This window comes from Achromobacter sp. 01N37, from assembly GCF_056399725.1.
On the sequence record NZ_JBFTRX010000003.1, the window covers coordinates 260,684 to 282,471 of the forward strand.

The following is a 21,788-nucleotide window of genomic DNA, read 5'->3' on the forward strand; positions in this document are numbered from 1 at the left end:
TCCAGAGCCTGCATGGTCACTGATCCGCCGCACGCGCGAAAGAGATAGTTTTTCAATCATGGGTTGAGATAAACTCAACCGATGCCCGATCTGCCCAACCACACGCCGCCGCTGGCAGCGTTGCGCGCCTTTGAAGCCGTCGCCCGCCTGGGCAGCCTGAGCCGCGCGGCTGCCGAATTGCACGTCACCAAGAGCGCCGTCAGCCATCAGCTGCGCGCGCTGGAAGCGGATCTGGGCGTGCCGCTATTGCGGCGGGGCGGCACAGTACGCCGCGCAGAGACAACCGCCGCGGGCACCGAGCTGCTGGCGTCCGTACAACAGGCCTTGACCCTGTTGGATACCGCGTGCCGCAATGTGCGCGCCTCGGCGCGAGGCCGCCGACGCTACACCTTGAACGTGTCCGCCAACCCGTCGCTGGCCGCGCTGTGGCTGGCGCCGCGCATTGGCCGCTTCATTGAATTGCATCCCGACATCGGCGTTCAGGTCTACCTGCACGCCAGCCAGGACCCGGCCTGGAAAAGCCAGGACATTGATCTGGCGTTTTTGCACGTGCGCGCGCGCGGGCCGCATCTGGCCGAGCCCGGCGATATTGCGTTGATGACCGAAACCGTCGTGCCCGTGTGCAGCCCCACGCTGATTGCCGAGGCGGATCGCAATGACCCTCGCGTTTTCCTGCGCCATCGCTGGCTTGAAGAAAAGCACATCGACAGCCCCGAAACCGATTGGCGCACGTGGAGCCCGCGGCTGGGCCTGGCCGAATCCGATTGGCAGGAGCCCATGGTGCTGAGCGGCCTGAGCACGGTGGTGGCGGCAGCTGCGGCGGGCGTCGGCATTGCGCTGGGCCGCGCGCCGCTCATCGATGAAGACCTGGCCAGCGGCCGGCTGGTGCCGCTGATGCCGCAACTGCGCATGCCGGGTTCGTGGGGCTACGTGATGCGCATCCACGCCAACCGGCCGATGGATGCGTCGTTGCCCGCGCTGGTGGAGTTTTTGGCGGAAGAGGGGCGCAGCAAAGGGGCGTGGTAACGCGGGACTGATCACCCGACCGCCCCACCTCCAGCCCGTCGGATCGCGGTGGGCGGCTTTCCTGGGGGCGTTTTAGTCGCTGGTCAGTTCCATGCTGCGAGTCACTTCTTCCTGCACGCGCTCCCAGATCGACCGCTTCAATTCCACAAAGCGCGGTGACAACTGCACATCAGCGCTGCGCGGATGCGGCAGGTCGTTCTGGATGTCTTGCACGATGCGCCCGGGTTTGGAACCCATCACCGCCATGCGCGTGGACAGCGTCAGGGCTTCGTCGATGGAGTGCGTGATGAAGACAATCGTCTTGCCGCTTTGCTCGTAGATCGACAGCAACTGGTCTTGCAGCACCTGACGCGTCATGGCGTCCAGCGCGGCGAAGGGCTCGTCGAACAGCATCACGTCGGGGTCATTGGCCAGCACCCGTGCAATCGACACACGCTGCTTCATGCCGCCTGACAGCGCATGCGGATACTTGTCCGCCGCCTGCTTTAAGCCGACCATTTCGATGAACTTGCGGGCAATCGGCGCGCGTTCCTGCTTGGACATGCCGCGCATCTTCAGGCCGAATTCCACGTTCTCTTGCACCGTGCGCCACGGAAACAGCGCGTACTGCTGAAACACCATGCCACAGGCGGCGGTTACGTCAGTGACGGTCTTGCCGTTGATGGCGACGGTGCCGGTGTTGGGCGTGATGAAGCCCGCCATCAGGTTCAGCAGGGTGGACTTGCCGCAGCCAGACGCGCCCAACAGCACCAGGAACTCACCGCGCTTGACCTCCAGGTTCACCTTGTCCAGCACGGTCACGTCGCCATAGGCCTTGGACACATCGGTCAGCTGGATCATCGTGTCGTTCATCGTTGCCATGCCAGCACCCATCGTTCAAGAAGCCGCAAACACAAGTCAGTTACCAGGACGGTGAAACTGATCAGGACCATGCCCAGCACCACGGTGTCGGTCTGGAAAAATTCCTTGCCGTTCATGATCATGAAGCCCAGACCTTCCTTGGACGCGACCAGTTCGGCAGAAATCACGCACGTCCATGACAGGCCCAGAATGATCTTCATGCCCGACAGAATCTGCGGCAGGCATCCGGGGAACAGCACTTCGCGCATGACCTGCCAGCGGTTGGCGCCCAGGTTGCGCGCCGCCCGCACCAGCACCGGGTCGATGCTGCGCGACGCTTCCATCACGTACAGCAGCGCTGGCACGAACGACCCCATGAACACGATGCTGTACTTCTGCGTTTCGGTAATGCCGAACCACAAGAGCGACAGCGGAATCCAGCTCATGGAGGGCAGCGGGCGCAGAAACGAAATGATGGGGTCGAAGACGGCGCGCGCCACCTTCGATGTGCCCAACAGAATGCCCAGCGGAATGGCCACGATGACGGCCGCCAGAAAGCCCACCATCACGCGGCGCGTGGAGGCCAGCACGTTGTAGAACAGCGTGCCCTGGTCCGACATCGACATGGCGCGCGCCAGCACCTGCGACGGCGCGGGCAGGAAGATCGGGTCGACCGCGCCGGCGCGGCACAGGCCTTCCCACAGCAACAAAAAGCTCAGAAGCGAAAACACGCTGACCCAGATCAGCCGTGTTTCCCTTGAAGACGAACGCGTGGACATGGCTTGTGTCCCGCTTACAGGTACGAGGCCTGGACCCAGTCCTTGACGGTGGGTGCGCGGTCGATCTGCTTGAGCGACACCAGCATTTCAGCCAGTTGCTGCATGCCGGTGACGAACTTGCCCGGCTCCACCATCAGCGCTTGCTGGTCCGCAGCCGAATACCACTGCGTCTGCTTGATGACGGCCAGCTGTTCTTCCTTGGACAAGCCCGTCAGCTCCAGCAGCACGCCTGCGGCCTCATCGGGCTGCTCGGTCAGCATGGTGTTGGCCTGGAACACGGCGTGCAGGAATTTCTTCACGGCGTCAGGGTTCTCTTTGCCCAGCTTCGTGTGCGTCAGCAGCACATCGGGGCCGGGGGTGATGCCGTATTGCTTGTAGAGCGAGAACGCCGTGTCGTCCAACAGCACGTGCGTGCCAGGCACGGCCTTGATGCGGTCGAACGCCGGGGTCCAGGCCACCGCCGCGTCGATCTGCTTGCCTTGGTAGGCAGACAGCAGGTTGGTCGCGGGCAGGTTGATGATGGACACGTCGCGGTCGGGATTCATGCCCGCCTGACGCAGCACGTCCAGCAACAACACGTGCGCGCTGGAGGCATAGGTGACGCCGATCTTCTTGCCCTTCAGGTCAGCCACCGATTTCACGTCTTCGCGCACCAGCACGCCTTCGGCGCGGCCGAAGTTGTTGGGCGTGGCAATCACCTGAAACTGGCGCGCGCCCGCCGCCATCAAGGCCAGCGACGACACTACGCCCGTGCCGGCCAGGTCGATGTTGCCGGCCATCACGGCGCTCATGCGGTCAGACGACGTGGCGAAGCTCTGCCACTTGATGTCCAGGCCCTGCTTGGCGAACAGCCCCGTCTTCATGGCGATGTAGGCCGAGTAATGCCCCAGCCAGGCCGAGCCGCCGTACGTGTATGACGCATTGGCGGCGCGGCCGATCATGGGAAAGCCCAGGGCGCTTGCGCCCGCCAACGCTGCGGTGCGCACCAACATGGCGCGGCGATTCATGTTCATATTTTTCCCCTACGTAAAGTAGATTGACTGATAGATGTCATGTCGCCGGCACTCTGTGGTGCGGCAGACGAGACTTTCACCCGGGCATCGCGCCGCAGCATGAATATAAGGATTGGCGATGGTCGAAATTTGTTCTGCTTAAACAAAGCGGGCGGAACGTCGGCGTTTCATCACGGCTTTTATTCAGTATTCGCGGTGCTTATATTGCGAAGCGCCAGACACGGCAGGTTCACACTCGCGCCACTTGTCCTTGGAGCCTTGTCGTGAAAAGTTATGACGTGATCGTGATTGGTGCCGGCGTGATCGGCAGTTCGGTGGCGTTCCACCTGGCGGAGCTGGGCGCCAAAAACGTGCTGGTGCTGGATCGCGCCACGATCGGGGCGGGTACGACCTCGCAGTCTTCCGGCATTTTGCGCACGCACTATTCGGTGCGCGAAAACGTGGAGCTGGCCCAGCGTTCCTGGAACGTGTTCAACAACTTTGCCAGCTATGTCGGCGACGACGAGGCGTCCTGCGGACTGGTCAAGTGTGGCTACCTGATTACGGCGGCCGACGACGACAAGCTGGAACCGTTGCGCGGCGCGCTGGATCAGCAACGCGCGCAAGGCATTGCGCTGGAATTGCTGAACCCTGCCCAAGCCCGCGAGCTGCTGCCGATTGCCTCGTTCGATGATGCCGCGCTGATCGGCTATGAACCCGAAGCCGGTTTCGCCGACGCCTATCTGGTGGCGACCAGTTTCGCGCGCGGCGCACGCCGCCGGGGCGTGACCATTCGCGAAAACGTCGACGTGCGAAAACTGCTGATTGAGAACGGCCGGGTGGTTGGCGTGTCCACGTCTGATGGCGACTTTGCCAGCCCGCTCGTCATCAGCACGCAAAACATCTGGACGCCCGAACTGGCCGGCTGGACCGGTGTGGCGATGCCCGTCGTGCCTGAACGCCATGCCGTGCTGGCGCTGGAATGCAGCGAGGCGCCCTATACCTATTCCATGCCGGTCTTCAAAGACCTGGCGTCGCCGGGCATGCTGTATTGCCGCAGCTATGGCGGCAACCAGATGCTGGTCAGCGAAGGCATCGTGGGCGAGGCGCTGCAAAAGAGCGACGCCGAGCAGGGCGATATTCCGCTGGACTACGTGGCCGAAGTGGGCGAACAGGTTGCCGCACGCTTCCCGGCGTATGAGACGGCAGGCCTGGCCTCGTCCTGGACCGGCGTGTATGACGTCACGCCCGATTGGAATCCGGTGCTGGGCCGCGTGCCCAGCGTGCAGGGGCTGATTGTGGGGTTCGGCTTTTCGGGTCACGGCTTCAAGCTGTCGCCGACCGTGGGCCGGGTGCTGGCGCAGGAAGCGCTGGGGCTGGCCACCGACGTGTCGCTCAAGCCTTACGACATCGGCCGCTTTGAAAGCGGCGCGTTGTTGACGGGCAAGTACGGCCTTGGCGCGGTGTCCTGATCCGATGCGCGCCGTGCACGCCAACTGGCAGGACTTGCCGCCTGAACCCTGGAAAAACGGCGGTGGCGTCACGCGCACCTTGGCGGTGGATGACGCCGCCAGCGCACGCATGATGCCACCGCGTTGGCGGGTTAGCGTGGCCGACATCACCCGTGATGGCGCGTATTCACGCTTCCCGGGCGTTGACCGCGTGTCGGTGGTGCTGTCGGGGGCGGGCGTGGCGTTGCGTGGCGACGGCGTGGACATCGCGTTGTTGCCGGGCAGGGCAGTCGCGTTCGCGGGCGATGTCGCCTTGCAGTCGCGCTTGCTTGAAGGCGCGGTGCGCGTGCTCAATCTGTTCGTTTTACGCGGTGCGGTTCAAGCGCAGGTTTGCTGCGGCGGCGCGCAGCCTGTCATCGTCAAGGCCGGATCGTTGGAAGACGCCGCCGGCCCCGCATCCCACGTGCGCATCGTGGTGGACGCGCAGAATTTTTATATCGACTCGTCCTGTCAGGACGATGCCGTGTCCGCAGACGCGTTGCCGCCGGACGTCGTGCGGATTGATCTGCACATGGCGGCGTTTGGCACGGCTTGATCGTTGCGTTTGACGCGTTTGATGCGTTTGATGCGTTTGACGCGGTTGATGGGTTTGTTTGTTGGGTTGCTTTATTGGGTTTGATTATTGGGTTTGATTATTGCTATTCGCGCCCCGCGCGGCGCGTTTTGTTGATTCCTTGATTCAGGAGTGTTCGCATGAAGGTGATAGCCGCGGTCAAGCGCGTGGTTGACTACAACGTCAACGTGCGCGTCAAGGCCGACCAGAGCGGCGTGGAGATCGGCAACGTCAAGATGTCGATGAACCCGTTTGATGAAATCGCCGTCGAGGCGGCCGTGCGCTTGAAAGAGCAGGGCGTGGCGCAAGACGTGGTTGCGGTGTCTTGCGGCACGGCGCAGTCGCAGGAAACCTTGCGCACGGCCTTGGCCATTGGCGCTGACCGGGGCGTGCTGGTGCAAACCGACGTTGCCCTGCAACCGTTGGCGGTGGCCAAGCTGCTGCGCGCGGTCGTGCAAAAAGAACAGCCCGCGCTGGTGATTCTGGGCAAGCAGGCCATCGACGATGACGCCTGCCAAACGGGTCAGATGTTGGCCGCCCTGCTGGGCTGGCCGCAAGCGACCAACGCCAGCGCGATTGATATCGACGGCGGTGTTGCGCGCATCACGCGTGAGGTGGATGGCGGCCTGGAAGTGCTGGAGCTGACCTTGCCCGCCATCGTCACCGCCGACCTGCGTTTGAACGAGCCGCGCTACGTCACGCTGCCCAACATCATGAAGGCAAAGAAGAAGCCGGTGGATATCGAGACACCCGAGGCGTTGGGCGTGGACCCCGCGTCGCGGCTGGAAACGCTGCGCGTGGAAGAACCCGCCGCGCGCGCGCCCGGCATCAAGGTGGCCGACGTGGCCGCGCTGGTCGACAAACTGAAGAACGAAGCGAAGGTGATCTGATGACGGTCTTGGTTATTGCCGAACACGCCAACCGCGCCCTGAACAGCGCAACGCGCAACGCCATTGCCGCTGCCGGCAAACTGGGCGCGCCCATTCATGTGTTGGTGGCGGGCGCGGATGCGCAAGCCGTGGCGGATGCTGYGGCCCGTACACCGGGCGTGGAGAAAGTGCTGTGGGCGGATGCGCCGCATCTGGGCGAAGGGCTGGCCGAGAACCTGGCCGCGCAGGCCGTGGCCGTCGCCGCGCCTTACTCGCATCTGTTCCTGGCCGCCACCACGCAGGGCAAGAGCGTGGCCCCGCGCATCGCCGCGCTGCTGGACGTGGCGCAGGTGTCTGACGTGATCGAGGTGTTGGCGCCCGACACGTTCAAGCGCCCCATCTATGCGGGCAACGCCATCGCCACGGTCAAGAGCGGTTACCCGGTGGTAGTGGCGACGATCCGCCCGACGGCGTTCGATGCCGTGCCGGCCGAAGGCGGCAGCGCGGCGGTGGAATCCGTTGCGGCGGTGGCCGATATGGGCCTGGCGCGCTTCAAGCGCCGCGAGATCGCCGTGTCCGAACGCCCGGAATTGGGCGGTGCGCGCGTGGTGGTGTCAGGCGGCCGGGGTCTGGGCAGCGCCGACAATTTCAAGCTGCTGGACCCGTTGGCTGAAAAGCTGGGGGCGGCACTCGGCGCCTCGCGCGCGGCGGTGGATGCGGGCTATGCGCCCAATGATTGGCAGGTGGGGCAAACCGGCAAGATCGTTGCGCCGGAACTCTACGTGGCCGTGGGTATTTCAGGCGCCATCCAGCATCTGGCCGGCATGAAAGATTCCAAGACCATCGTCGCCATCAATAAAGACGGCGATGCGCCGATCTTTGGCGTGGCGGACTACGGCTTGGTGGGCGACTTGTTCGACGCCGTGCCCGCGCTGGCCGCGTCGCTGTAACGCGGGCTTAACGCCGCATGCTGCGCCACAGCGTGGCAGGCGGCAGCCCGAGCGCCGGCGCGATGTCTTTCTGAATCAGGCGTTCTACCGCCATCAGGATCACGTCGCGCGCTTCGGTGGGCAGCTTGCCCACTTCCTGCTGACGCGCGGCCAGATACAAGGTGCGCGACAGGCTGGGGTCATCCGCGCGGGTCACGCCCAGGTACGGCCCCAGCGGCAACACGCGCAGCTGGTCCACAAAATGGCGCGACTGCCAGATGCACAGCGGCGTGCTGATCGCAAAGCCGATGCCGCCAGTAACCAAGCTGAGCAGCGGGTCGGTGTTGTCGAATTCAAAAGTGCGTTCGATCATCACATCGTGTGATTCGATCAGACGGTCGATCTCGGCGCCGATGAACGAACGGGCGCTATAGCGAATGAACTGCGTGCGCTTGCCCAGTTCCTTCAGCGTGGTGATGGCCGACATGTCCATCGACCGCGGCACGATCAGCACATAGGGTTCGCTGAACAAACTGTACTTCTTGATGGTGGGCTTGCCCGCGACTGCGCTGGTGGTCACGACCAGATCGAGCTGCCGGTCTTCCAGCTGCTTGTCCAGCACGGGCGTGATGCCCGACCACAGCCGGATCTGGCGCGATGCGCCCGACAGGCCGTGGATCAGCGTTGGCCCCAACGTACCCGCAAAGGAATCCACGCAGCCAAAGCGCACGATGTTGCGCTTGGCGCGGCTCAGGTTGCGCACGCTTTCCGTCATGTCGCCCGCTTGCGCGAGCAGGCGCGCGGCATGGTCGAACAGCAGTTCGCCTGCGGGCGTGGGCCGCGCGGGGCGGGTGCTGCGGTCAAGCAGTTCGGTCGACATCGCGGCCTCAAGCTGCTTCACGCGCTGCGATACCGCCGCTTGCGACAAGCCCAAGAGCCGCGCCGCGCCGGATACCGACGCGGCTTCCACCACCGCCACCCAGGTCAGCAGCAGGCTCCATTCCGGATAGTTTTCCGTCGTGCTGAAGGAAAAACGGTTCATCGCCTGACGGTGTCCTGAAGGGGGGCTTAGGGTGGGGCGTGCTGCGGGGGGCGCGTGTTGCTTAGCGCTGACGCGCCGTGGTTTGGCGCAGCGCGGCTTGCACCATGCCTTCAACGACAGGAATGACCTTGCCAGCCAGATCGGCGCGGTAGCCATAGGGATGCGTTTCGTCCATGTAGGTGGACTGGCACATTTCCAGCTGGATGGCGTGGATGTTGTCGGCCGGCGAGCCGTATTGGCGCGTGATGTAGCCGCCCTTGAAGCGGCCGTTGATGGCCCAGGTGTAGTCCGCGCAGCCGTCCAGTTGTTCGCGTACGGCGGCCAGGATGTCGGGCGCACACGCCGCGCCATCGGACGTGCCGATGTTCAGGTCGGGCAGCTTGCCGTCGAACAGACGCGGCAGCACGCTCGCGATCGAATGCGCTTCCCACAGCAGCACCGTGCCATGTTCGGCCTTGATGCGGTCGAGTTCTTCGCGCAGCTTGGCGTGATAGGGCTGCCAGTACGTTTGCAGGCGGTGCGCGCGCTCGGCGTCCGTCAGCACGGCGTCGTTCTGATAGAGCGCGTCGCCGCGGAACGTTTGCGTGGGGCACAGGCCGGTCTTGGTCTGGCCGGGGTACAGGCTTTCGTCGTTGGGCGGGCGGTTCAGGTCCACCACATAACGCGAATAGCGCGCGCCAAGCACGGACGCGCCCAGCGCCTGGGCAAATTGGTACAGCGTGTCCAGATGCCAGTCGGTATCGCCGGATTGCAGGCCCAGCGGCGTCATCTGTGCGCGTTGCGCATCGGGAATCTGGCTGCCGAGATGGGGAATGGAAATCAGCAGCGGCGAGGTGCCACGGCTGAAATGATAGAGGTCGCTCAAGGGAAAACTCCGGGTCACAAAGTCAGTGCGCTGCGGGCTCGGCCGCAGATGACGGGCGCTTGTATGCTAGGCAGCGCGGCCCGTCGCGGTAATTGCATCAGTTTAATGGATATTGATAATCAGGAAGGGTGATGCAAAAAAATGGGCTGGTGAAGCATGGGTTGCACAGGTTGCATTCATTGCATCGGTGGCATGGGTTGCATTGATTGCATAGGTGGCATCGGTTGCATGCCTCGCATCGGTTACGCGTACGGGCGCCACGGCAGGTCGGTGTTCCAGGCAGCGGCGATGTCATCGATCAGCACGCGCACTTTAGGCGATAGATGCCGCCGATGCGGATACACCGCATACACCGGCGCGCCCGCGCCCGCCACGGATTCCAGCACGGGGGCCAGGCGGCCGGCGCGCAAGTCGTCGGCCACCAGGAACGCGCCCAATTGCGCAATGCCGTCGCCGGCCACGGCCGCGTCGCGCAACGCCTCGGTGTGGCCCACCCGTAGCCGGCCCGCCACTGGCACCTGGCGTTCCTGTCCCTGAACGGTAAAGCGCCATGGCACTGGTTGCCCGGTATGCGTGAAGACCAGCGTCTGGTGCTGGGCCAGCGCGTCGAGGGTGGCGGGCGCGCCGTAGCGATGCAGATAATCGGGCGCAGCGCAGGTGATCAGCCGGTGGGGCGCCAGCACGCGCCGCACCAACCGGCTGTCTGCTTCGCCGCCAATGCGGATGGCGACATCGATGCCGTCGCGCACCAGATCGGAGTAGTCGTCCGAGAAACTGATGTCCGCGTCCACGTCCGGCCAACGCCGCAAGTAGCTGCGCACCAGCGGCATCACATGCAAGCGGCCCAACGAGACAGGCAGGTCGATGCGCAAGCGGCCACGCGGCGCCTGCTGCCGGCTGGCCATGGCGTCGGTGGCGTTGTCCACCTCGGACAAGATGCGTTGCGCGTGCTCGTAGAAGAGTCGGCCGTCGTCGCTCAGGCTGACGCTGCGCGTGCTGCGATGAAACAGCCGCACGCCCAGGCTTTGCTCCAGACGGGCAATGCACTTGCCGATGGCGGATCGGGACAGGCTCAGTTTTTCAGCGGCCGCGGTGAAGCTCTGCGCGTCGGCCACGCGCACGAAGGCGAGCACGTCGCCGATGTGATCGAGCCGTTGAAGCGGGGGCGGGTTGTTCACGAAAGATTGTCCACGGTTCGTCCCTTGTATTGCGCTTGTTGCCTGCTTTATCTGCAAATTGGAAACAGTAGACTGCATAAGGGTCGGCCCCGCAATGGGGCTTTTCTGGAACGCAACGCACGATGACCCAAACCTCTACCCCGCAAGCCGGCAGACCGGATTCGGCTTCAACTTCCCTGCGCGCCTGGTTGGGCGTCACCGCCGTGGGGCTGGCCACCTTCAGCGTGGTCACCACCGAAATGCTGCCGGTGGGCTTGCTGGTGCCGATCACGCACGAATTGAATGTATCGGTGGGCGAGGGCGGTTGGATGCTTTTCGTGCCGGCCATTCTGGCGGCCTTGTTTGCGCCGCTGATCGTCATCCGGCCCAAGGGCACCGATAGCCGTTGGCTGCTTTGCGGGCTGCTGGCCTTGCTGATGGGGGCGAATCTGGCCAGCGCGCTGGCGCCGTCCATGCCGTGGTTGTTGGGCGCGCGCGTGCTGGTGGGCATTTGCATCGGCGGCATTTGGGCGATCGCGGGCGGGCTGGCGGGCAGACTCGTTGCCCCGCACGCGGTGGGTGCGGCCACCGCCATCATCTTTGGCGGGGTTGCGGTGGCCTCGGTGCTGGGCGTGCCGCTGGGCGCCTTCATTGGTGAACTGGCAGGGTGGCGCGCCGCGTTTGGGACGATGGCGGTGTTGTGCGCAGCCGTGCTCGTGCTGATCTGGCTGGCCTTGCCGCCGCTGCCCGCACCGCGCGGCTTATCGGCGCGCGAACTGGCCGGGCTGCTTTCGAATCCGGCGTTGCGGCGGGGCTTGCTGATCACCTTGTTCATGGTGGCGGGCCATTTCATGGCCTACACCTTTGTGCGGCCGATGCTGCAAACGCAGGCGGGGTTTGGTCAGCAATGGATAGGCCTGTTGTTGTTCGCGTATGGCGTGGCGGGTGTGGCGGGAAATTTTCTGGCTGGTTCCGCCGCTGCACGCCGTCCCGCCGCCGTTTTGATGACAATTGCCGTCACCTTGCTGCTGATCCTGGCCCTGCTGGGCGGGCTGGGCCATTGGCCGCCGGCCAGCGCGCTGTTGTTGGTGGTGTGGGGGCTGGCGTATGGCGGCGTGTCGGTGTCGCTTCAGATCTGGATGCTGCGGGCGGCGCCTGACGCGGTGGACGCCGCCACGGCTTTTTTCGTGGCGATGTTCAACCTGGCGATTGCGGCGGGTTCCTTCTTGGGCGCGGCCAGCGTGGATGCGCTGGGCTTGCAGATGAACGCGTGGCTGGCGGCGGCGTGCATGCTGTTGCCGGTGGGCGCGCTATGGCGCCGGCCGCACGTGCTGAAAGCCGCGTGATGGCGCGATCAGTCGCCGCTGAACATCGGCCGCAACGACGTTTCAAGGCGGACGGCGTGGCGCCTGCCTTCTACCTGGAACTCGTCTTCTTTACCGTTGGGTTCCGGATCGCGCAACCACATCAAGGCCGACAGACCCGACTTCGCGTCGTAGCTGCCGAACCAGTCGATCAGCCGCCCGAGATGGCAGCGGGCGCCCACCTGCACAGGAAAGTCAGCGACGATCTCGATCGAATAATGTCCCGAGCCGTAGTGGTAGTAGGCATCCTGATCATCCGCTTTGACGCCCGCAGGGATGGGGCAGAGCGGGCGGGCGGGAGAGCCCGGCTCGCGGGCGGCGGCGGGCCCTTGCGCGGTTTCAGGATCAATGCGCGTCAACGCTTGCGTGAGCGCGGCGTGCAAGGTGTCGTCCAGCGTGCGGGCCGGTTCTTTGTCGGCGCGCTTCTGCTGTTTGGGAATGCTTAGCTGATAGCGGTAACGCACGGTCAGCGTGGGGGCGTCGCCGGGGTCACGGAAGGGGCGCAGCAGGTAGACATCGTCCGCGCCGAACCGGCTGTTGCGATAGGCCGCGTAGACGCGTCCGCGCAGCGTGATCCAGTCAGCCGCCTGGTTGGAGCCGCGTCCATTCAGCGTGTACAGGCCGGAGGCGGATTCGTTGTTGCCGTCGCCTGCGGTAGCGGTGAATTTGCCTTTGTCGCGGCGCAGGGCGCTGACGTCCGAGAACAGGCCCGTGCCGCCGGTGTAGGAGTCGATCACCACGTCGCGCAGGCCGTCGCCGTCCAGATCCATCAAGGTGTAGGACGCCACGCCGTTCTCGCCGCCTGACTCGATGCCGGAGGCCAGCAGCGCCGCCCATTCATCTTGCGATACGCCGTGGGGGCGTTTGGTGGGAAATTTGGCTTCATCATCATCGTCACTTCGAACATTGTCGAAGCGCGTCTTGCCGGTTTTCACCGACAGCGCGGCCAAGGTGGACTCCAGCGGAAACTCGGCATCCGTCTGGCTCGCGGTTTGTACGGCCTGGCGCAAATCTTCAAGCGCCTGCCGGTCGGTCTCGTCCGGCACATAGGCGTTGGCACGGCGCAAACCATCCTGCAAGGCGCTCAGGCGCAGCAGGGTTTGTTCGCGGATGCAGTCGGTGTTGCCGCCGCAGCGGTTGCGCGTGCGCAGCCAGTCGCGTTGTTCGTCGCGCAGCGCGGCGCGCCCGTCCGGCCGCGCAGCGCCAAGCTTGGCGTAAGCGTCCGACAAATCACTGTCTTGACGAAGCAGGTCGGCGTTGGCGCAAATGGCCAGTTCGGTCGGCGTTTTGGCTTGGGCGCAATTCATCCCGGCGGCAAGCGCGGGCGAGGCCAGGGGCAGCAAAATGAGCAGGCCGCCGAGCAAGAGCTTGGGAGTCGGGGTCAATAGGCACCGGGAAATGTGTAAGGTAGAGGGCATTACACGATTGAACGTTGAACCAGGCAAGCGGCCCGTCAGGTAAATGGGCCGCCTCCCTTTTTTTATGAGCCCCATGATTGACGATCTGATCCAACTCGCCAAACTCACCAGCCTTGGGCTGGCGCTGATGCTGCCCTTGGCCAACCCGCTGACCTCGATGACGCTGCTGCTGTCGCTCGGCGCGCAGATTCCTTATAAAGAGCGCGAACGCCAGGTGACGCAGGCGGCGTATTACGTGGTCGGCATCATGTTGGTGACCTACTACGCGGGTGCGTGGATCATGCATACGTTCGGCATTTCGATTCCGGGCTTGCGCATTGCGGGTGGCCTGATCGTGGTCAGCATCGGTTTCAGCATGCTGTTCCCGCCTGCCGAACCGCGCTCGCTGGCGGCGGAAGCGGCCGCCGACGCCAAGGCGCGCGACACGCCGAACATCGCGTTCGTGCCGCTGGCGCTGCCTGGAACGGCGGGGCCAGGCACCATCGCCATGATCATCAGCGGGGCGGCCTCGGTTGATGGCGCGATCACGCCACAGTATCCGACTTGGGTGGTGGCGGTAACGCCCATCATCGTGTTCGCCTTGCTGGGCGTGCTGTTCTGGATCTGCCTGCGTTCGGCGGGCCGCATCGTGGCGGTGATCGGGCAAAGCGGCGTGGAAGCCATTTCGCGCGTCATGGGCTTTTTGCTGGTGTGCATGGGGGTTCAATTCGTCATCAACGGCGTGCTGGAAATTGTGGGCAAGCATGTTGGTGGATAAGCCGGTGCGCCGCGCTGGACGCTTGCGTCGGGGGCTGGTGGGGGTGGGGCGCGTGCTGGTCACGCTGCTGGTGACCATGTCTGCACTCTGGGGTTGTCTTGCGCTGTGGTATCAGGCGCCGGGCGGCGTGTGGGGCAAGGGGGCGGCGGCCACTGTGTGGGCCGCGCTATGCCTGGGCGCGGCGGTGGCGTTGTGGCGCGCGGGGCCGTGGCGGCGGGCAGGGTGGGCGTATCTGATCGGGCTGGTCCTGCTGGCCGGCTGGTGGCAAACGCTTGCGCCGTCGAATGACCGCATCTGGGCCGACGACGTGGCGAAGATGCTGCGCGGCACGGTGCAAGGTTCGACGGTCACGCTCGAGAACGTGCGCAATTTCGATTGGCGCACGGACACCGACTACACCGCCCGCTGGGAAACGCGGCAATACGATCTGGACAAGCTCGTGTCCGTGGACATGGCGCTGTCTTACTGGGCGGGCCCGGCCATTGCGCACACGCTCGTCTCCTTCGGTTTTTCCGACGGGCGGCACGTGGTGTTCTCGGTTGAGATCCGCAAGGAACGCGGCGAACAATTCTCCGAGATCGGCGGCTTCTTCAAACAGTTCGAATTGAGCGTGGTGGCGGCCGAAGAGCGCGACATCCTGTATGTGCGCGCCGGACCTCGCGGGGAAAGCGTGTATTTGTACCCGGTGCACATGCCGGAGCGCGCGATGCGCGAGCTGTTTCTGTCCTACGTCAACACCGCCAACGCGCTGGTGACGACGCCGCGCTTCTATCACACGGTTACGGCCAACTGCACGACATTGGTCTACCGCATGGTCAACGCCATCGTGCCGGGCCTGCCGTTGGACTTACGCATCCTGCTGTCGGGCTATCTGCCCGAGTACCTGTACGACCAGGGCGGACTAGATACCAGCGTCCCGCTGGACGTGCTGCGAGCGCGGGCATCGATTGGCCATCAGGCCCCGCCGGGTGACGACCCGCTTGCCTTCTCCCGCCGGATTCGGCCTTAAACCTGATACGCGCGCAGCAACGTATCAATGCCGTAATGACAGGTCGCCAGCGCTTCGGCGGGCGGCCCGTCGGCATAGCCGCCGACCAGCCGCGCGTGGAACGCAATGCCGTTGATCAGGTTGCCGAGCGTCAGCGCCGCCTGGCGCGGATCGTCAATCTTCAGTTCGCCTTGTTCGCACGCGGCGCGCAGGCACTGTTCCAGCGGCGCATGAATTTGCGTGTCGACGGCCTGTTGCAGCGACGCCGCCAACTGCGGCATGCGATGGCATTCCGACACCAGCAGCCGGTGCAGCGCGGCCGATTTGGGTTGAACCGCATAGGTCAAGAGCCGTACCGCCAACTGCTGCAGCGCCGGCCCCACCGCCTGGCCGGGCGGCGCCTTCAGGAACACGGCGGCCCGCAAGTTGTCCAACTCGAATTGCAGCACGGCAGCCAGCATGCCTTCCTTGCTGCCAAACAGCTGATACGCCGTGGCGGCGGACCCGCCAGCCTGCTGCACGATGCGTTGGATGGACGTTTGTGCGTACCCAAGTTCCAGTAACAACTGACTGGCCACTTCAAGCAGCCGCAGCCGCCTGGCTTCGCCCTTGGTGGTCAGGGCGCGCGGCATCGGATCGGCCGAATCGCTCATCACCTGTTTCTCCCGGTTTCCATGGCATGGACATGACAGGGTTTTACCCCGTTTCGTCATGTAATGTGGAGTACATTTCATTTTTGAGCGCCGCAAAAGCGCGCCTCAAAAGAGTCAAAAGCGGGTATTTCCCACGCGAGTTGTTGACCCGGGACGAGTCCGGGCTGTTTTTGTAGGAGGGCGCCCGAATGTCCTGGCTGACCCTGAGCAGTGCCTTGATCATTGCGGCTGCCGCTGGCGCCGTGCTGTTGCGCCACCCCGGCGTGCTGTTGTACGACTGGATTGCCACTCGTAAGGCGGGCACCCGTACACGCGCAGCCCTGGTCGCCCCGAAAGCGCGTCCGCAAGCCGCCTCCGCCAAGCACGCCCCACCCGCCGCTCTGGCGGGGTAAAAAAATCCACACATAAAAAAAGCCACCCGTTTCCGGGTGGCTTAAGTCGTCAAGGGCGCCCCGACTCTGCTCAGTTGGGGCGGCCCGCAGCCTGCTTAGAAGCGATGGCGGATGCCGACGCCAACCGTGCTCATCTTGTCACCGTTGATGAAGGCGGCGCCATCGGCGTAGGACGCCAGAGCGTACAGGTTGGTCCGCTTGGACAGATCATACGTGTAGCCCAGGCTGTAGATGTCCATGGCGTACAGGTTCTTGTTCGGATCAGCACGCTGCCACGACGCGAAGACGTTGCTGGCGGCGCCGATGGGGGCGCTTACGCCGACCATGTATGAGTTGATGCGCAGGCCGTCCCACGTGAAGCGGCCATTCGTGAAGCCCTGGCCGTTGGCCGGGCCGCCTGCTTGCTGGCGGCCGCCCATCAACGAGAAATCCTGGCCGGCGAAAACGCCGTCTTCGGAACGGCCATAAGCCAGCGACAGCTTGACCACTTCGAAGTCGTAGGCGGCGCCGATAATGAACTGCTGCGGTTGCGGCTGGTTCGGCTTGCGGTATTGCACGTCATAGGACAAGGCCACCTTCAGCGGGCCGTTGTCGTAACGCACGCCGGCCGTCCAGGCGCGGTTGTTTTCCTTGGTCTTGAAGCCGGTCGGGCCTTCGACGTCATCGGTCGAGAACGAATAGCCCACGCCGCCTTGGAAGCCGCTCCAGACCGGGGTCTGGTACATGACCATGTTGTCGTAGCGGACCGTGTTGGCCGCGCTGAAAGCCATACCCATGTTGGCGTTCAGGTAGTCGAGCGAGAACGGATCAATGTCGCCGAAGTACTTGGACGCGATGTTGGTTTGGCGGCCCAGTTCCAGCAGACCGAACTGCTCGCTGTTCAGGCCGACGGTGGCTTGACGGCCGAACAGGCGGTCGCCTTGCGAACGGTTGCCATTATTGGCGGTGAAGCCGCTTTCCAACGTGAAGACAGCCGACAGGCCATCGCCCAGGTCTTCCGTTCCGCGCAGGCCAAAACGGGAACCGTTCTGGATGCCGTCGTTCATGCCGATCCGGGAGGAATAGTCGCCGCCGTTTACGCCACGGTTTGCGTCCGTGGTGCCAACCTTGCCACGTTGATAGGTCAGGCCCAGATCGACAATGCCGTACAGGGTGACAGACGTTTCAGCTTGGGCCGCACCGGCCATGCCAGCCAGAATCGCGCCTACGAGCAAAGTTTTCGTTAGTTTCATATCCACATCCGGTTCTAAGGCTTGTATTGCCTGCTTTCAGCATTGCGAAAGCAGCCCTGGTGTCCACAATAGGGAACACCGCCGGAATACATGAAACTGAAAACTACATAATGGTTCGGAATATACAAATTGGGGTCGTATTCCGATGGCTTACCCCTGACTCCTTCCTTAATGGCTAAGATTCAGTTACTTGAGACACATATGAAAACCTCCGATTTATTGCGAGATAACAACAGTTCTTTAGAGAGATGAACGGGCGTTAATCGCTAATGCAGGGAGGGTCACGATTTGAAGGGTGAATTTGAGCAGGGCCTCTTTCGTACAAATTGATAAATTGTGTCTATCATTTCGTTGCGATGAAGGCCCTGAAGGGTCGTTCAGCTGCCGTGCACGCGCGTTCGCGCAACTCGGGGGCGCTGGAGATGCCGCTACGGCAGCCCGTAACTTTCAAGAACGTAACGGTGCCGTCGCCCCTATGGCGCGCTGCGCAAGGTATTACCGGCCAGGTCTTTCCAGCCCAAGATGACCGCGCAGCGTGCGATGTTCGTACTCAGTGCGGAACAGCCCGCGACGTTGCAGCACGGGAATCACTTGTTCCACAAAGTCGTCGATGCCGCTGGGCAGAGACGGTGGCATCAGGTTGAAGCCGTCGGCGCCTTCGTTTCTGAACCAGTGTTCCATCTTGTCCGCGATCTGCTCTGGCGTGCCGACCATCGTGCAATGGCCACCGCCCGCCGCCAGTCGGCCAAGTAGCTGGCGTACGGTGGGTTGTTCGGTTTCGATGATCCGCAGAATGGTGCCGTACCGGCCTTTGGGCCCCTTGAAATCTTCAAGGGGCGGCAGTGGCGGCACGGGCGCATCCAGCTCCCACGCGCTGCAATCCTGAAGCACAAAGGTGCCAAGCTGGCGCAGCGACGCATCGCTGGGCAGCAGTACGTCCAGCTCGCGTTGCTTGGCGCGGGCCTCGGCCTCGGTGGACCCCACATACGTGACCAGCCCCGGCATGATCGGCACAAACGCGCTGCGGCCGGCCGCAAGCACGCGTTGTTTGATGTCGCGGTAATAGGACTGCGCGGCGGGCAGGTCGTAGGCGACCGCATAGATCGCTTCCGCGCGCCGGGCGGCCAAGTCGCGGCCCTGGTCCGATGCGCCGGCCTGGAACAGCACCGGATGGCCCTGCGGCGGGCGCGGCACCGTCAGCGGGCCGTCGACCAGAAAATGCTCGCCATGGTGATGGATGGCTTGCACGCGTTCGGGCACGCCATAGACGCCGTTGCGGTCGATGGCCAGCGCATCGTCGTGCCAGGAGTCGAACAAGCGCAACGCGACGTCGACGAATTCTTCAGCGCGCGCATAGCGCCATTCATGGCCGGGCATGGCTTCATAGCCATGGTTGCGGGCCTCGGCGTCGAACATCGAGGTGACCACGTTCCAGCCCATGCGGCCGTCCGAGATGTGATCCAGCGACGCCACCATGCGCGCCGCGTGAAAGGGCGTGAAGAAGGTGCTGGACACGGTGCTGATCAGGCCGATGTGCGTGGTGGCGCGCGCGATGGCGGCCATGGTCGTCAGCGGTTCCAGATACCAGCGCGGGCCGTCGCCGATGTTGTCCATCGACTGCCCATCCGCAAAGAAAATGGCGTCCAGCTTGCCGCGTTCGGCCGTGCGCGCCAGCGACTCGTAGTAGCTGATGTCGCCCAGCCGTTCGGCCGCCGAATCGGGATGGCGCCACGCCGCGCGGTGGTGGCCGCAGCCAAAGATGAACAGGTTCAGATGCAGCATGGCGCTTAGTTCTTCACGAGGCCGCCGTCGACGACCAGGTTCTGGCCGGTGACGCTGCGCGACCAAGGGCTGGCAAAAAACAGCACGGCGTCGGCGAACTGTTCGGGCGTGGTGACGGTGCGCAGCGGCGTGCTGGCGGCAATCAAATCGAACACCGCTTCGGGCGTTGCAGCCGACGCGTCGGTGGTGCGCAGCAGGCCGCCCGACACCATGTTGACCGTGATGCCATGGGGCCCGAGGTCATGCGACAAGGTCCGCGTGAACGACAGCAGCGCAGCCTTGGCGGCGGTGTAATCGTGATACGGCACGACCGGGTTCTGGACCAGGTTCGTGCCGATGTTGATGATGCGTCCGACCCCGGCCTCACGCATGCCGGGCAGCGCCGCCTGAGTCGTGTTCAACGCGCCGCGCACGCTACCTTCGATCTGCTGATTCAGGTTGTCCCACGTCAACGTGTCCGCATGCGGGCGGGCGTCGCCATTGAACTGGAACGCGGGCAGCGCGTTGTTGACCACGGTGGTGACCGGCATGCCGAAGTGGCTTTGCGCCTGCGCTACCAACGCCTGCACCGCCTGCGCATCACGCACATCGGCCTGGATAGCCAGCGCGCGGCCCGGTGCGGTGGCGGCCAGCGCCTGCGCGGCGTCAGCGCTGTTCAGGTAGTTGATGACCACGCGCGCGCCTTCACGCAGAAACGCGCGCGCGATGTGCGCGCCCAGTCCACGGGCGCCGCCCGTGACAATCACCAGTTGTTCGTTCAGGGCAGGGGCGGGGTGTGCAAGGGACATGATCGGCTCGTCGGTTTCACCGGCACGCATGCAATCGGGTGCCGCAAGCGGGCGAACTTAGCACATTCCACGCGTTGACATTGACGCGCCGCTCTCCTACTCTTGCGGTCAATTCCTGGGGGAGCCCTGTTGGGCTGAGATTCCGCTTCATTGCGGTAACCCTTTGAACCTGATCCGGGTAATGCCGGCGAAGGGAAGGACATCGCACGGTTCGTGCGCCCTCCCTAGACTTTTATTCATCAGCGGCCCCTGTTACCGGACGGGCCGCTGCGCTGCGCGTCCGGCTGTCCGCCGGACCAGGGAGGACCGACTTCATGCTGACCCAATCCACCGCCTTGATGTGGCTGCTGCTGTTCTCGGGCGGCTTCGCCGTCGCCAGCGTCCTGTACACCCGGCGCAAGCGCGGCTCGCTGGAAGACTACATCGTGGCCCGCAACAGCCAGGGCGCGTTCGGCACCATCCTGACGTTGATGGCGTCAACGCTGGGCGCATGGATTCTGTTCTCGCCCGCGCAGGCCGCAACCTGGGGCGGACTGGCCGCAGTGATCGGCTACGCGCTGGGCTCGATGTCACCGCGTCTGGTCATGATTCCGCTGGGCCGGCGCATGCGTGAACTGATTCCGCATGGGCATACGCTGACTGAATTCCTGATGGCGCGCTACGGCCGCCCGATGTACGGGCTGGCGCTGTTCATCATGCTGTTCTACCTGTTCATCGCCTTGTCGGCCGAGGTGACGGCGATTGCAAAACTGGTCACCATGCTGGCGCCCGTGCCGCTGTGGGCCACCGCCGCCATCGTGATGGGCACGACGCTGCTCTACACCACCTACGGCGGGCTGCGCTCGTCGATCTTCACCGATCAGGTGCAGATGATGGTCATCGTGCCGTTGCTGGTGATCTTGTGCGTGGTCGGCTGGCAAGCTGCGGGTGGTGCGCTGCCCACCATCGAAGCCCTGCAAGCGCGCGCGCCACAATTGCTGGACCTGACCGACCCCGTGGGCGTGAAAGCCGGCCTGACTTTCTTCGTGGCCATCTTGCTGACCGGCATCTTTCACCAGGGCAACTGGCAGCGCATTTATGCCGCAAAAGATGCCCGGTCGATGCGCAATGGTTTTCTGCTGGGCGGCATTCTGGCCGCACCGTTCATCTTCCTGATGGGCCTGTTCGGCCTGGCATTCGTGGGCCTGGCGCCGGAGGGTGACAGTTCCATCGCACTGTTCAGCGTCATCATGCCGCACGCGCCCGCGTGGTTCGTGATTGCGTTGATCCCGCTGGGCCTGTCGCTGGTGATGAGCACGGCCGACACGGCAATCAGCGCCGTATCGAGCATCGTCGCCGTCGACATGCGCCGGCTGATGCCCAACGCCAACGGCATGGACATGAAGCGCCTGGCCCGCTGGGCGGTCTTGCTGCTGGCGATTCCGGTGATGATTGTGGCCTCGCAAGGCTACAGCGTGCTGTACCTGTTCCTGCTGGCCGACCTGCTGTGCTCCGCCGCCGCGTTCCCCGTGTTCTATGGCCTGTTCAGCCGCAAGCACGATGGCGTGACGGCAACGACGGCGACCGTCGCGGGGCTGGCGGCAGGGCTGTTCTTCTTCCCGGCCCCGGGCGACAAACCCACGTTCCTGCTGGAATCGTTCCTGCTGGCGGCGTTTGTGCCGGTGGTCGTCACGGTGCTCATGCGCCTGGCGCGGCGCGGTATTCGGGAGTTTGATTTTTCGACGCTGAGCGCGGCGGTGCGGCGGCTGGATAAGGACGCGGTGTAAATCCGGCCTGCAACCCCCATCCCCGCAGACCGCCCGGAAAACAAAAAAGCCTTGGAACACGTTGTGGTGTCCAAGGCTTTCTTGT

Annotated in this window: 21 protein-coding genes and 1 riboswitch; of the genes, 10 read left to right on the top strand and 11 right to left on the bottom strand. The window is 64.0% G+C overall.

The features are described from left to right. The first annotated feature begins 81 nt into the window (after positions 1–81). The gene (locus AC1DSJ_RS07370) at positions 82–1,026 is read left to right on the top strand and encodes a LysR substrate-binding domain-containing protein (protein WP_441371203.1); all 945 of its coding nucleotides are present in this window, start codon (positions 82–84) and stop codon (positions 1,024–1,026) included. A 72-nt stretch (positions 1,027–1,098) separates the two neighbouring features. Here the strand turns inward: AC1DSJ_RS07370 and AC1DSJ_RS07375 are convergent, their stop codons facing one another. Genes AC1DSJ_RS07375 through AC1DSJ_RS07385 form a run of 3 tightly spaced genes read right to left on the bottom strand, consistent with a single transcriptional unit; the run spans position 1,099 to position 3,658 of the window. Further along, the gene (locus AC1DSJ_RS07375) at positions 1,099–1,887 is read right to left on the bottom strand and encodes an ABC transporter ATP-binding protein (RefSeq protein WP_054426187.1); all 789 of its coding nucleotides are present in this window, start codon (positions 1,885–1,887) and stop codon (positions 1,099–1,101) included. Next, entirely contained in the window at positions 1,875–2,645 is a 771-nt protein-coding gene (locus tag AC1DSJ_RS07380; RefSeq protein ID WP_054426186.1) for an ABC transporter permease, read from the bottom strand. Before AC1DSJ_RS07380 ends, AC1DSJ_RS07375 begins: the two co-directional genes overlap by 13 nt. A gap of 14 nt (positions 2,646–2,659) precedes the next feature. Next, positions 2,660–3,658, bottom strand: coding sequence for an aliphatic sulfonate ABC transporter substrate-binding protein (locus tag AC1DSJ_RS07385; RefSeq protein ID WP_054426184.1), 999 nt, complete (start codon positions 3,656–3,658; stop codon positions 2,660–2,662). 263 nt (positions 3,659–3,921) lie between these two features. Between AC1DSJ_RS07385 and AC1DSJ_RS07390 the strand changes: the two genes are divergently transcribed. From AC1DSJ_RS07390 to AC1DSJ_RS07405, 4 genes are all read left to right on the top strand, one after another. Continuing rightward, a complete protein-coding gene (locus AC1DSJ_RS07390) occupies positions 3,922–5,109 on the top strand; it encodes an NAD(P)/FAD-dependent oxidoreductase (RefSeq protein WP_342067436.1) in 1,188 nt (395 codons plus the stop codon). Between the two features lie 4 nt (positions 5,110–5,113). Then, positions 5,114–5,683 carry a HutD/Ves family protein gene (locus AC1DSJ_RS07395; protein ID WP_441371204.1) on the top strand — a complete coding sequence of 190 codons (570 nt, stop codon included), beginning with the start codon at positions 5,114–5,116 and terminating at the stop codon, positions 5,681–5,683. Between the two features lie 158 nt (positions 5,684–5,841). Continuing rightward, positions 5,842–6,591 (top strand): electron transfer flavoprotein subunit beta/FixA family protein, encoded by a 750-nt coding sequence (locus AC1DSJ_RS07400; RefSeq protein WP_175169964.1) that lies wholly within the window; start codon positions 5,842–5,844, stop codon positions 6,589–6,591. Beyond that, on the top strand, positions 6,591–7,520 hold the full coding sequence (locus AC1DSJ_RS07405; protein ID WP_476760288.1) for an electron transfer flavoprotein subunit alpha/FixB family protein: 930 nt from the start codon (positions 6,591–6,593) through the stop codon (positions 7,518–7,520). Before AC1DSJ_RS07400 ends, AC1DSJ_RS07405 begins: the two co-directional genes overlap by 1 nt. 7 nt (positions 7,521–7,527) lie before the next feature. On the opposite strand, the gene AC1DSJ_RS07410 is transcribed toward AC1DSJ_RS07405, so the two are convergent. The 3 genes from AC1DSJ_RS07410 to AC1DSJ_RS07420 form a co-directional block, all read right to left on the bottom strand. Beyond that, positions 7,528–8,541: a LysR family transcriptional regulator gene (locus AC1DSJ_RS07410; protein ID WP_054426174.1), complete on the bottom strand. Its 1,014-nt coding sequence runs from the start codon at positions 8,539–8,541 to the stop codon at positions 7,528–7,530. A 61-nt stretch (positions 8,542–8,602) separates the two neighbouring features. After that, on the bottom strand, positions 8,603–9,406 hold the full coding sequence (gene hutG, locus AC1DSJ_RS07415) for an N-formylglutamate deformylase (RefSeq protein ID WP_175169966.1): 804 nt from the start codon (positions 9,404–9,406) through the stop codon (positions 8,603–8,605). A 242-nt stretch (positions 9,407–9,648) separates the two neighbouring features. Then, entirely contained in the window at positions 9,649–10,584 is a 936-nt protein-coding gene (locus AC1DSJ_RS07420) for a LysR family transcriptional regulator (RefSeq protein ID WP_441371206.1), read from the bottom strand. A 122-nt stretch (positions 10,585–10,706) separates the two neighbouring features. Between AC1DSJ_RS07420 and AC1DSJ_RS07425 the strand changes: the two genes are divergently transcribed. Next, the gene (locus tag AC1DSJ_RS07425; protein ID WP_441371207.1) at positions 10,707–11,909 is read left to right on the top strand and encodes an MFS transporter; all 1,203 of its coding nucleotides are present in this window, start codon (positions 10,707–10,709) and stop codon (positions 11,907–11,909) included. 8 nt (positions 11,910–11,917) lie between these two features. On the opposite strand, the gene AC1DSJ_RS07430 is transcribed toward AC1DSJ_RS07425, so the two are convergent. Then, a complete protein-coding gene (locus AC1DSJ_RS07430) occupies positions 11,918–13,312 on the bottom strand; it encodes a lysozyme inhibitor LprI family protein (RefSeq protein WP_441371208.1) in 1,395 nt (464 codons plus the stop codon). Positions 13,313–13,418: 106 nt separating this feature from the next. Between AC1DSJ_RS07430 and AC1DSJ_RS07435 the strand changes: the two genes are divergently transcribed. After that, a complete protein-coding gene (locus tag AC1DSJ_RS07435) occupies positions 13,419–14,102 on the top strand; it encodes a MarC family NAAT transporter (RefSeq protein ID WP_054426164.1) in 684 nt (227 codons plus the stop codon). Further along, positions 14,089–15,111 carry an Lnb N-terminal periplasmic domain-containing protein gene (locus tag AC1DSJ_RS07440; protein ID WP_441371209.1) on the top strand — a complete coding sequence of 341 codons (1,023 nt, stop codon included), beginning with the start codon at positions 14,089–14,091 and terminating at the stop codon, positions 15,109–15,111. The genes AC1DSJ_RS07435 and AC1DSJ_RS07440 overlap by 14 nt, the downstream gene beginning before the upstream one ends. Here the strand turns inward: AC1DSJ_RS07440 and AC1DSJ_RS07445 are convergent. Then, on the bottom strand, positions 15,108–15,743 hold the full coding sequence (locus tag AC1DSJ_RS07445) for a TetR/AcrR family transcriptional regulator (protein WP_175169972.1): 636 nt from the start codon (positions 15,741–15,743) through the stop codon (positions 15,108–15,110). The two genes, AC1DSJ_RS07440 and AC1DSJ_RS07445, sit on opposite strands and share 4 nt — an antisense overlap. Positions 15,744–15,931: 188 nt before the next feature. Between AC1DSJ_RS07445 and AC1DSJ_RS07450 the strand changes: the two genes are divergently transcribed. Continuing rightward, positions 15,932–16,135, top strand: a complete 204-nt coding sequence (locus tag AC1DSJ_RS07450; RefSeq protein WP_175169973.1) for a hypothetical protein — start codon at positions 15,932–15,934, stop codon at positions 16,133–16,135. A 95-nt stretch (positions 16,136–16,230) separates the two neighbouring features. On the opposite strand, the gene AC1DSJ_RS07455 is transcribed toward AC1DSJ_RS07450, so the two are convergent. From AC1DSJ_RS07455 to AC1DSJ_RS07465, 3 genes are all read right to left on the bottom strand, one after another. Beyond that, positions 16,231–17,367, bottom strand: coding sequence for a porin (locus AC1DSJ_RS07455; RefSeq protein WP_054426155.1), 1,137 nt, complete (start codon positions 17,365–17,367; stop codon positions 16,231–16,233). 495 nt (positions 17,368–17,862) lie between these two features. Continuing rightward, on the bottom strand, positions 17,863–19,149 hold the full coding sequence (locus AC1DSJ_RS07460) for an LLM class flavin-dependent oxidoreductase (protein WP_441371210.1): 1,287 nt from the start codon (positions 19,147–19,149) through the stop codon (positions 17,863–17,865). A gap of 5 nt (positions 19,150–19,154) precedes the next feature. Continuing rightward, on the bottom strand, positions 19,155–19,937 hold the full coding sequence (locus AC1DSJ_RS07465) for a 3-oxoacyl-ACP reductase (RefSeq protein WP_054426378.1): 783 nt from the start codon (positions 19,935–19,937) through the stop codon (positions 19,155–19,157). Positions 19,938–20,044: 107 nt separating this feature from the next. After that, a riboswitch (TPP riboswitch) is annotated at positions 20,045–20,150 on the top strand. A gap of 101 nt (positions 20,151–20,251) precedes the next feature. On the opposite strand from AC1DSJ_RS07465, the gene AC1DSJ_RS07470 reads away from it, so the two are divergent. Further along, the gene (locus AC1DSJ_RS07470) at positions 20,252–21,703 is read left to right on the top strand and encodes a sodium:solute symporter family protein (protein ID WP_441371211.1); all 1,452 of its coding nucleotides are present in this window, start codon (positions 20,252–20,254) and stop codon (positions 21,701–21,703) included. Positions 21,704–21,788: the final 85 nt, after the last annotated feature.

Coding starts and splice junctions, on each gene's coding strand:
- AC1DSJ_RS07370 (WP_441371203.1), top strand. CDS start 82: ATGCCCGATCTGCCCAACCACACGCCGCCGCTGGCAGCGTTGCGCGCC.
- AC1DSJ_RS07375 (WP_054426187.1), bottom strand. CDS start 1,887: ATGGCAACGATGAACGACACGATGATCCAGCTGACCGATGTGTCCAAG.
- AC1DSJ_RS07380 (WP_054426186.1), bottom strand. CDS start 2,645: ATGTCCACGCGTTCGTCTTCAAGGGAAACACGGCTGATCTGGGTCAGC.
- AC1DSJ_RS07385 (WP_054426184.1), bottom strand. CDS start 3,658: ATGAACATGAATCGCCGCGCCATGTTGGTGCGCACCGCAGCGTTGGCG.
- AC1DSJ_RS07395 (WP_441371204.1), top strand. CDS start 5,114: ATGCGCGCCGTGCACGCCAACTGGCAGGACTTGCCGCCTGAACCCTGG.
- AC1DSJ_RS07400 (WP_175169964.1), top strand. CDS start 5,842: ATGAAGGTGATAGCCGCGGTCAAGCGCGTGGTTGACTACAACGTCAAC.
- AC1DSJ_RS07410 (WP_054426174.1), bottom strand. CDS start 8,541: ATGAACCGTTTTTCCTTCAGCACGACGGAAAACTATCCGGAATGGAGC.
- AC1DSJ_RS07425 (WP_441371207.1), top strand. CDS start 10,707: ATGACCCAAACCTCTACCCCGCAAGCCGGCAGACCGGATTCGGCTTCA.
- AC1DSJ_RS07435 (WP_054426164.1), top strand. CDS start 13,419: ATGATTGACGATCTGATCCAACTCGCCAAACTCACCAGCCTTGGGCTG.
- AC1DSJ_RS07440 (WP_441371209.1), top strand. CDS start 14,089: ATGTTGGTGGATAAGCCGGTGCGCCGCGCTGGACGCTTGCGTCGGGGG.
- AC1DSJ_RS07445 (WP_175169972.1), bottom strand. CDS start 15,743: ATGAGCGATTCGGCCGATCCGATGCCGCGCGCCCTGACCACCAAGGGC.
- AC1DSJ_RS07450 (WP_175169973.1), top strand. CDS start 15,932: ATGTCCTGGCTGACCCTGAGCAGTGCCTTGATCATTGCGGCTGCCGCT.
- AC1DSJ_RS07455 (WP_054426155.1), bottom strand. CDS start 17,367: ATGAAACTAACGAAAACTTTGCTCGTAGGCGCGATTCTGGCTGGCATG.
- AC1DSJ_RS07460 (WP_441371210.1), bottom strand. CDS start 19,149: ATGCTGCATCTGAACCTGTTCATCTTTGGCTGCGGCCACCACCGCGCG.
- AC1DSJ_RS07465 (WP_054426378.1), bottom strand. CDS start 19,937: ATGTCCCTTGCACACCCCGCCCCTGCCCTGAACGAACAACTGGTGATT.
- AC1DSJ_RS07470 (WP_441371211.1), top strand. CDS start 20,252: ATGCTGACCCAATCCACCGCCTTGATGTGGCTGCTGCTGTTCTCGGGC.